Genomic DNA, 9,534 nt, shown 5'->3' on the forward strand with positions numbered 1-9,534 from the left:
AACGGCCATGGCGGACGCACCGTCGGGCATCTTCACCGGCGTCACGTACACGGGGAACCCTCAACGCTACGACTCCATCGAATGCTGGTACAATACCTGCGGTGCCTCAGAGCTAGGAGCAGGCTGTGCATTCCATCAGCGATGAACCTCGCGGCATTCAGCCGCGCCAAGTCTGTTTTCGGCCACGAAGGAAGGAGGCAATACTGACAGGGGTTGACAGCAGGAATTGGATGAGTATCGTCAGAGTCCAGGCTATGACGGCTAAGTGACCGAATGCATCTCAAGGAGGAAACGTGAGAAGCCTGTCAAGAGCCGCGTGTCTCGCCATTCTGTTGGGCGGCATCTCTACAGTGATGGCGAGCGCATTCTACTACATCGCCCTGTACGGTCAATCCCCCGCCAGCCGTGGCGTTACGCCGCCACCGCAGATAAAGGCCGAGGTGATGGAGATAGAGGCAGAAACTGCCCCTTCACCTCCGCCCCCGACGGCGGACGGGGTTCCCTTCACTCAAGTGACGCTCGATCAGTTGCACGGTATGGGGTACCTTACGCCCTCGGAGAACTTGGCGCAGGCCCAGCAGGCGGGGTTCTACGACGAAATAGCGCTCGATGGCTGGTACGGCGCCAGCTACATCAACGCCAGCTACAGCGGTGCGTACCTGAAGAGAGTCCAGCCAGGTGCTAAGGTCTGGCGCGATTGGACCAACCCCGGTTGGATGTCGCTCAAGCAGAACTGCGGCATCACGCGAAATGGACCCGTTCAGTACGTCGGTCGCTGGGTGACCAGATGGGGCTGGTCCATGAATACGTATCGAGACTACTCGTACAGCCGTTCGGTCACCTGGGAATGGTACAGCCAGGGTTACTTCACCGGAAGTTCCGATACGTTATGCCCGTCCACGAGGACGACATACCGCACTTGGTAGTCTATCACAGAGGGCAACCGAACAGCCGGCGTGCCGTATAAGTATAGGACCAATCCACGCATGGCCGCTGCTCATCCCGCTTCACGACGAACCGGAGATGGACCTGAGGCATCTGTTGCAGCTCACCCTCAGTGCTGGTTTGACTTAGCTGTGGCTCTGCCGGTTCTGGCCTGCGTTTGCGTCGCACATGGGGCGCAGCCCGGCCGGGTACTTATCGGCGGTGCCTTAAGTGCCAATCTGGTATCCAGTGGCACGGCCTATTACGATAGTACAGGCAGACTGCTCTACGAGGTGGTCATCAGCGACCCCTATGTAGGGCCGGGTTTCTTCGCCGAGTACCGACCTTGGAGTAACCTCGGGTTTAGGTTGAATCTGGCGGAATTCCAGTGCTACCTCAAAGGCGGGTGCGGGATAATGCTCTTCCCGGACCTGGACTTGGAGGCAAGTCTCAGTCCTCCTTGCGCCTGGCGTGTGCTGCCATACGCTTGTGCAGGACTACGGTTTTCGCTGTACTGTGGAAGCCGACCAGCGGATACGCGCTTCATGTTTCCCGGCAATTACCGACTGCGTCTCGGTCTTGGTTCGCGCGTTCGCGTGGGCAGCAGGTGCGAACTCCTCGCTGAGCTGCAGCTATACGAGACTGAGAAATACACTGGTGTCGACCCGCTATGGGGACCGTACCAGGAGACAGTCACGTCGGTCGCAGTGGACCGAGTGCGCATCGGGCTTGCGTACCACGCCTACTGAGAATAGGGCTGCTATGGGCTGACAGTGTACTGCTTCACAGATTTTGGGACAAGACGGGCATCGGACTTGAGGAGTCTTCTGCCTGTTTTTCGACCCTCGTTCGGCCGGCCTGAAGCCGGGTCACGAGCCTCAGGTTGAGCCGCCGACGCTCCTGACGGGCTGCCGTCAACCGCCGCCTTCTCTCGGCTAGCAGCGCCGGCCGGAGCATACACGGTCACAGTAGACTTGCTGGGCGTTCACGCCACCGGCAGGTACACAGTAAGCAAGTAAGACCATGAAGCCCCGGGCCTTGACGACGGTCTTGTCTGTGCCTACTATAGAGTCATGAAGCGCATGGCAAGCCTGCTGTTTCTGCTGGTGGTTTCTGCCCGCGGGCAGACAATCGAAGGAAGGGTGGTGCTACCGGATTCTGCAGGCGTGGTCGGCGTGTCGAGGCTGGCCGTTTGCGATACCGCGCAAGGTAGGGTATTCTACGGTGGTGTTGGCGCGGTGGGGGTAATGGCAGGCCCTGAGGGTCGCCGGGTCGAGCGGATTGACGTGGAAGGTCGGGTGAATCACTACACGCATGGGCTGTATCTGGACCAGGGCCTGAGCCGGTTCTGCACTCTGGCCGGGCTTGACACGCTCATCGAGGTCATAGACACTCGGGCCGACAGCATCGTGGAGACGATAGCCCTCCCTTATGGGATGGTTGTACAGAATGGCGAGCAGATGGTGTGCCTCAACACGCAGGACCACAAACTCTATGCAGTGGTTGGTCTCGGCAAGACAGCAGTGTTCGACATAGCTGCAGGCACATTCCTTCGTGTGTTCGAACTCGCTCCGGACCCTGTCGGTATGTGCTACAATCCGAGAAGCAACAAGGTCTATGCTAACTGCAACAACAAAGTGTGGGTACGCGACGGCGCTACGGACTCGTTACTGAACATTGTGCCTGCCGGCAATGGTGCCACCTACCTGGGGCATCTGGGAACGCACAACAAGGTGTATGTCACGAACACGTTCGGAGACGACGTGACGGTCATAGACGGGGCTGGGGATAGCTTGGTATGCACTATTCAGGTGCCCGGCGGGCCTGGCGGAATGACCACGAACGAGACCGATGGCAAGGTCTAAGTGAGCCTGTGTTCGGGGGGGACTGCTGTCATCGATGGGTACGGCGACACGGTTCGCAAGTTCCTGCCCTCTGGCACGGTGGCCTGGAATCCCCGGACCAACCACGTGTACGGAGCAACGAGCGATACCATATTCGTGCTCGACGGAACCACGGACAGCATCATCGCGAGAATACCGGGCAACTATGCCGGCACGTCGGGTGTGGTGCTTAACCCGACCAACGACATCCTCTACCTGACTAAGGCGAGCGACTCTCGCATCGTGGCTGTTGATGTGTCAGACGACAGCGTAGGGTATGAACCGCTTGCGCTCGGCGTGGACCCGGACTCAGGATACGTGTTCGCTGCCTGTGCCAACTCGGCTGTCTACGTCATCAGAGACCAGGTCCCCGGCGGTGCGACTGAGGTGCCGGGAATGCGGCCGGTAAGGACCACCACGCTCGAAGTCAGACCGAACCCTGCACTCAGAGGCATCGAGGTGTTGGTTCAGGTGCCGGTCCGAACCCACATCGCCCTGTCCGTCCTAGACACTGCGGGTCGAGTAGTCGCCTCCCTGTACAAAGACGAGTTGGGGCCCGGGCAGGTTATCGTTCCCTGGGACGGAACTGCTGGCGAGCAACGCCTGCCCGCTGGAGCCTACTTCGTCCGGCTTGAGGCCGGAGGGGAGAAGCTCACTCGGAAGCTCATCCTCCCACGCTGAGCGTCAGCGTCCAGGCCGTGTTCCGCGCTACGGCCGCTCGGTGAGGTAGCGGTGGCAGGTCATCGCGGCCAGGGCGCCGTCGCCGACCGCGGTCGCAATCTGGCGTAGGGGAGTAGCCCGCACGTCACCCGCGGCGAACACGCCCGGTACATTGGTGCGGAGCAAGCTGTCGGTTCGGACAAAACCGGCTTCGTCGGTATCCACGACGCCTTGACACCAGCCGGTGTTGGGAGCAGAACCGACGTAGATGAACAGGCCGGACACCGACAGTACGGTCTTCGAGCCGTCCTTTCTGTCGGTCACTTCGATTGAGTCCAACTTTTCAGTACCGGTAATGGCGGTTACAACGCTCGACAGGACAAGTCTAATGTTTTCGGTCCTGCGCACGCGCTCCTGAGTCATCATTGCCGCCCGGAATTCGTCGCGGCGGTGGATTACATATACCCTTGAACAGAGTCCGGCAAGGTATAGTGCTTCGTCCAGCGCCGAATCACCGCCGCCCACAACGGCAACCTCCTTGCCCCGGAACAGTGGGCCATCGCACACCGCACAGTAGGATACGCCCCGGCCGCGCAGTTCGCGCTCACCCTTGATGCCCAGTTCGCGGGGCTGTGCACCCGAGGCGATAATCAGCCCGCGCGGCCGGAGGGTTGGACCGGAAGTTTCGAGTTCAATCTCTCCGTCGCCGGTCCGTAACCGGATTGCTTCGATAGTCTCTATTTCGCAGCCATGCCGCCGCGCCTGTTCCTCCATTGCTTGGGCGAGTTCCATCGCCGCAACCGGCTCGGCAAAACCAGGATAGTTCTCGACCTCGGGTGTGAAGGTGACTTGACCGCCGGGCAGGCCTTTCTCCAGAATCAAAGTCCTATGACCGGACCGGGCCGCGTAGATTCCGGCAGTCAGTCCGGCCGGCCCAGCACCAACAATTAGAACCTCGGGCCGTTGCACGCCGGGTATTCTAGCCAGCAAGAGTCAGCGGGCAAGCATGAGTCTGCCTGCCGGTCAGACCGGTCTGCGCTAAGAGAAGAATGGCTCATCTCATCTCAATTCACGAGCAGAAGCTTGGCAGTCAGCGACTCTTGGATATCTGGCAGAAGAAGCTTCAAGAAGTACACGCCGGCACCGACCCGGGCTGGATCAAGTGGCAGGCGATAGGTGCCGGGTTCACGCGCGCCCTCGTACAGACAGGCCCGCAGTCTGCCACTTGCATCATATAACGCAAGTTTCACATGGCACAAGACCGGTACCGAATAGCTGGCAAAACCATGCCGGCTGATCACGGTGGGAACAGAGAGTGATAGAGAGCGGAGCGGCTCGCGTGGCCCGGCGGTGCCGACTTCAAGGGACTGCGTGAGCCGCATCATCCAGTCGTGCGTTGTCCACTGGCGGAACGGGTCTTGGTTGGAAGAGAAGTAGGAACGGAGGTCAATGGGCTGGTCGCGGTCCGCACCGATGCCGACCGCGGGCGAGCCTGGAGGCCAGTGACAGATGAGCCAGAAGTCGTTACTGCTCGTGCGATGGATATCAAGGTCAAACTCGGCCCAGCCTGGAGCCCGGGGTGCGCTGACGTTGTTTACCACCTGGAGGGGATTTGCGGTATCGGGCATCCCGGCCGCGTCCGGGCATACCATCACGTAGTCAAAGGGCGTGTTGGCCATATTGACAAAGAAGCGACCGCGGGTGATGGCGAACGGTGGAGCAACGGTTGGCGTGAATCGAACGTAGAACTTGTCGTTGTCTCTGCGGCCGACCCAATAGAACGCCTCGGGCACTCCGTCATCGTAGATTATCTCGTAAGTAGATCGGAACCGGTACCTGAAGGTATTGTTGTTCGGGTAGAAATCTTCCGGGCAATTCGTCACTGCGATTGCGGTGTGAGGTCCAGGCGCACCAATCGTTGCTGGCGGCAGAGTCACACCGACGGTATCGTCGGGCTGAAGCGTGCCGGCGCTGGCGCTTTCAGCGTAGACCACGTTGCCGGTCGAATCCTCGATGAAGAAGGTGATGCTGACTGCATCAGCATACGAACCGTTATTGCACACGCCGACTTTCGGAGTGAAGCTCATCCCCACGGTCTGCTCGGGAAACGGCGGTTTGACCCAGACCGGCACACCGTCGTGAAAGCATCTTGACAACAGGCGCAGTGTGTCGTCGCCATGATACTGGTCGGCCACGAGCGCAGTGTAATAAGTGAAACCGTACTGACCATAAGCCGGCGGAGTGAAGGCGGCCACCGAGACGTCCAGAAAAGCACCAGGAGCAAGACCGGATACCAGCACACTGTCGCGGCGCAGCAGGCTGTCGGCAGAGTCCGTGATGAGAACGTAGGAGTAGAATGTCTCGGTCGAGTCGCCATAGTTTGTGACGCGCCAGGACACCGTTGCCGGAACCCCTGCTCGAATGTGCCGTCCTGGTCCAAGCGCGGCGCTGGTACCGACGTTGCGGCTTTCCGCAGCACCAACCAGAATTGCATAGACTTCACCGCCGTTACCCATTTGCTGGGCGTGAACCGCCTTGCCGCCTGCGGCCACGTACTGGCCGTCGTCTGAGATGTCGCAGCAGAAAAGTGAACCGGGTTCCTCGTCGCGGGTTATGGCGACAAGCGGAGTGGTGTCGCCGTTGGTGTTATGGACCGTCAGCACACGGAACGTGCCGGAAGGAGCGATGTCACCCCAGGATGCGGCCGCTACCCTGGATCCGTCCGCCGAGAGCGCAACCGAAGCGACATAGGCTCCGGTCGAGCCATAGTTCTGGTAAACCATCACCGGCGTTGATGAACTGGAGTCAAATACACACAGCTTGCCGTTGGCATAGCCGGTTCCACAGGCAATCTTGCTGCCGTCGCGGGAAATTGCGACGCCCGCAACCCAGGGCGTGCCGACCTGAGCCTGCCACTTCAGGTTGTATGCCCGGCCAATGCTGTCCCACGCATAGAGTTTCACATACCCCTGGTAGTCGCCGGTTACAAGCATCCGGCCGTCGCCGGACAAGGCCGCGGCGTACTGGGTGCCGGCGCTTGAGGTGCCAATCGGCACGGCAGCACGGCGCTCGCCCTGGTCAAAGATGATGCAGGAGTCATAGACTGTCACTGCAACGACCTGGCCGTTGTCCGAAAGGTCAATACCCTGGAGCCGGGTTGGCTCTGGAACCTCGGCGGTCCAGACGACGTGCATGTCGCGCTCGCGCAGCCAGGTCAGCTTTCCGTCCTGACAGGTGACAACCCGGTTACCGGTGCGGCTCACGCGCGTGTAGCCGGTAACGCCGGAAGAATACGGGAATACCCAGTCCGGGTATCGGCTGGAGCCGGACCACTTGACTGCGCCGTTATAGGCCGAAAGCCCGAGTACCGAGCCGTCGCGGGATATGCCGATCTGCTGGCCGCCATAGGCCCAGGGGTACTTGCCCGGTGCGGCCCACATCGGTACCTCGGTGCCGAGCGTCCGGTAGTTAGCGGCACGTTCATTATTGAGATACCAATTGGCGAATATGTGGTGACCGTCGTTTGAGATGGCGACCGACTGGGCGATAGCGTTGGCGTGGTTGCGGTCCACCCACAGCACTCCGGTGTCGGAGCGTGAAACGCCTGGCCCGGCAGGAGGCAGGGGCTTATCGTACAGATAGCCGCTGCCGGTATTGATTCGAAACCAGACCTGCTCGGTACCCTCCGACCCGGTTAAGACAACTGGCTCAATACCGGCCGGCCCGGCGAGCGACAGCCCGGCGACCAGAAGTAGAATCAGGGCCGTCTTCATACAACCTCCATCAGCTTGATGCGTCGGTCATTTCTCTCACTTTGCCATCAGTCGGGCCAGAAGTGCGCGCTGGGCATGAAGCCGGTTCTCGGCCTGGTCGAGCACGACCGACTGAGGTCCGTCCAGCACGTCGTCGGTAATCTCGTCGCCCCGGTGCGCGGGCAGGCAGTGAAGTACCTTGCAATCCGGCTTTGCAAACGCCAGTAGTTCACGGTTGAGCTGGTATGGCCGGAATATTTTGCGCCGCTGCTCGGTCTCAGCCTCCTGACCCATTGAAGCCCACACATCGGTGTAGATGAAGTCCGCGTCAGTAGCGGCCTGGACCGGGTCGTAGGTCAAAACAATCTTTGCGCCGCTCCTACTTGCGTACTCCTGCGCCCTGTTCACTACCTGTTCCGGCGGTTCGAACCCGCGCGGCGTGGCCACGCGCAGATTGATGCCCATGAGTCCACAAGCCAGGAGCAGTGAGTTGCAGACATTGTTGCCGTCCCCAGTCCACGCTATTGTTACATCTTCCAGCCGACCGTGGTGCTCAAGTACGGTCAGGAGGTCAGCCAGAATCTGGCAGGGATGTTCGGCATCCGACAGCGCGTTGATGACCGGCTTTGTGGCGTTCTCAGCCAGGCCGATTATCTTCTCATGCTCGAACACACGAGCGATGATGCAGTCAACCCACCTTGACAGGTTGCGGGCCACGTCCGGCACCGATTCGCGCGTACCAAGCCCCACTTCCTGAGGGCCGAGATAGACCGTTGAACCGCCGAGCTGCCGAAACGCGACCTCGAATGTCACCCGCGTACGCAGAGACGGTTTCTCAAAAACAAGGGCGGCCGTCTTGCCTTCGGCCGGGGTCGGCCCTTTCTGGCTGGTGAGCGTCTTCTTTGATTCCTGCGAGCGAGCCAGCAGGTCCTGGATTTCAGATTTTGTCAGGTCGGCAATGGATACTAAGTCTTTCTTCATGACGATTCGTGTCCTTTCGCTTTGGCACGCAAAGAATAGAGAAAGCGGAGGGCCAGTCAAGGACGCATGCGGGATCCTCGCTTGACGCCGAGCTTCGTTTGGCCATCATAAAGATATGACCAGCGACCGCAGGAGCCTCACCGCAGTTGCAGTCGTCTCCTCGGCCTACATCGCGGCCCAGATGCTGTCGGATATCACCAGCCTGCGGATTGTGGTAATCGCCGGGTTCAGTGTTGACGCCGGTACGTTGGTGTACCCATTCACATTCACTCTCCGCGACCTGGTACACAAGACCGCGGGCATCAAGACCGCACGCTGGCTAATCATTACGGCCGCACTCATCAACCTGTGCATGGCTGGGCTGTTCGTGTTCGTGGCGAAACTTCCACCGGACGCAAGTGTCGGGCCGCAACTCGAGTTTGGCAAGGTGCTCGCTCCCACCACATGGGCACTGTGGCGGATAGTCATCGCCTCGATTATTGCCGAGGTGGTGTCTGAACTCGTGGACGGCGAAGTATATCAGCTCTGGGTCAACAAGGTCGGCCACCGGCTTCAGTGGATGAGAGTGCTTGCCTCCAACTCAGTCAGCGTGCCCCTTGACTCGGCCCTGTTCTGCTCGCTTGCATTCATCGGCCGGATGCCTCTTGCGGTTGTGGTTTCTATCTTCTTGGCCAACATCTTGGCCAAGGGCGTCACCACGCTCGTGTCGCTGCCCATGATATACACGGTACGCGAGCGGAGCACCCAAGACCAGGCTGTTTGACCCGGATTCGGCCTGTGTTAGGATAGACGCATGAGGAACTGGGGCAGAGTGCCATTGGCTTGCCTTTTCATGTTGGCGGCTGCTGCGCCGGCAGGGCAGCTTTCGGACTGGCGGAAGGAGCAGGCGGTGATGGATTCGCTGGGTCGGGTGCATCCGAGGTTTCGGGCAAGGTGGCTTGAGGAGCGCGGACTCAGGGACGAGTACTGGCAGGGATGCGTCATTCCACAAGACAGCGGAATCCGGTGCATTGGCCGTTGGAGCTACGGGCCGTCGTATGACGTTGACGGCAGGGTGACGCCAAGCGAAACGCTGGTGGCGCTGGCACGGGGTTCCGGAGTCAGCCTGCTCAGGTTCAGCCGACAGGATTCTCTGACAATCGAACCGCTGTCCGACGTGAACGCGGGCGGCATCATGAAGCGCGTGGCGGTGCGCGACAGCCTACTATATGTCGGCTCGACCGCCGGGCTGGAGATATGGAGCATCACCGATGAGCGGAACCCGGCGCAACGCTCATGGATTCACACGGCCCTGAACGACTTCGCAGTCCAAGATTCCTTCGCCTATGTCATCG

General features: G+C 60.1%; 9 protein-coding genes. 6 read left to right on the forward strand and 3 right to left on the reverse strand.

Annotated features, from left to right (window positions below; translation table 11 throughout):
• Positions 1-293 precede the first annotated feature (293 nt).
• The 4 genes from ABIL25_09855 (at position 294) to ABIL25_09870 (ending at position 3,488) form a co-directional block, all read left to right on the forward strand.
• On the forward strand, positions 294-926 hold the full coding sequence (locus ABIL25_09855; GenBank protein ID MEO0082570.1) for a hypothetical protein: 633 nt from the start codon (positions 294-296) through the stop codon (positions 924-926).
• A 150-nt stretch (positions 927-1,076) separates the two neighbouring features.
• Complete coding sequence (locus ABIL25_09860) at positions 1,077-1,673, forward strand: hypothetical protein (protein MEO0082571.1); 597 nt, start codon at positions 1,077-1,079, stop codon at positions 1,671-1,673.
• Between the two features lie 324 nt (positions 1,674-1,997).
• The gene (locus tag ABIL25_09865) at positions 1,998-2,789 is read left to right on the forward strand and encodes a hypothetical protein (GenBank protein MEO0082572.1); all 792 of its coding nucleotides are present in this window, start codon (positions 1,998-2,000) and stop codon (positions 2,787-2,789) included.
• The gene (locus ABIL25_09870) at positions 2,790-3,488 is read left to right on the forward strand and encodes a T9SS type A sorting domain-containing protein (protein MEO0082573.1); all 699 of its coding nucleotides are present in this window, start codon (positions 2,790-2,792) and stop codon (positions 3,486-3,488) included.
• Between the two features lie 27 nt (positions 3,489-3,515).
• Here the strand turns inward: ABIL25_09870 and trxB are convergent, their stop codons facing one another.
• The 3 genes from trxB to argF form a co-directional block, all read right to left on the reverse strand.
• Positions 3,516-4,436: a thioredoxin-disulfide reductase gene (gene trxB / locus ABIL25_09875; GenBank protein ID MEO0082574.1), complete on the reverse strand. Its 921-nt coding sequence runs from the start codon at positions 4,434-4,436 to the stop codon at positions 3,516-3,518.
• A gap of 95 nt (positions 4,437-4,531) precedes the next feature.
• Positions 4,532-7,240 (reverse strand): hypothetical protein, encoded by a 2,709-nt coding sequence (locus ABIL25_09880; protein MEO0082575.1) that lies wholly within the window; start codon positions 7,238-7,240, stop codon positions 4,532-4,534.
• 36 nt (positions 7,241-7,276) lie between these two features.
• On the reverse strand, positions 7,277-8,200 hold the full coding sequence (gene argF, locus ABIL25_09885; GenBank protein ID MEO0082576.1) for an ornithine carbamoyltransferase: 924 nt from the start codon (positions 8,198-8,200) through the stop codon (positions 7,277-7,279).
• A gap of 115 nt (positions 8,201-8,315) precedes the next feature.
• Between argF and ABIL25_09890 the strand changes: the two genes are divergently transcribed.
• Both ABIL25_09890 and ABIL25_09895 read left to right on the forward strand, forming a co-directional pair.
• Positions 8,316-8,963, forward strand: a complete 648-nt coding sequence (locus ABIL25_09890; GenBank protein ID MEO0082577.1) for a queuosine precursor transporter — start codon at positions 8,316-8,318, stop codon at positions 8,961-8,963.
• Positions 8,964-8,993: 30 nt separating this feature from the next.
• The coding region (locus tag ABIL25_09895; protein ID MEO0082578.1) for a hypothetical protein at positions 8,994-9,534 on the forward strand (541 nt) is incomplete at its 3' end.

The organism is candidate division WOR-3 bacterium, assembly GCA_039801365.1.
GTDB lineage: Bacteria > Hydrothermota > Tepidihabitantia > Tepidihabitantales > Tepidihabitantaceae > JBDRUN01.

Excerpts from the sequence above, each read along its gene's own strand:
- ABIL25_09880 (MEO0082575.1), bottom strand. The coding sequence starts at position 7,240 with ATGAAGACGGCCCTGATTCTACTTCTGGTCGCCGGGCTGTCGCTCGCC.
- ABIL25_09890 (MEO0082577.1), top strand. The coding sequence starts at position 8,316 with ATGACCAGCGACCGCAGGAGCCTCACCGCAGTTGCAGTCGTCTCCTCG.
- ABIL25_09865 (MEO0082572.1), top strand. The coding sequence starts at position 1,998 with ATGAAGCGCATGGCAAGCCTGCTGTTTCTGCTGGTGGTTTCTGCCCGC.
- argF (MEO0082576.1), bottom strand. The coding sequence starts at position 8,200 with ATGAAGAAAGACTTAGTATCCATTGCCGACCTGACAAAATCTGAAATC.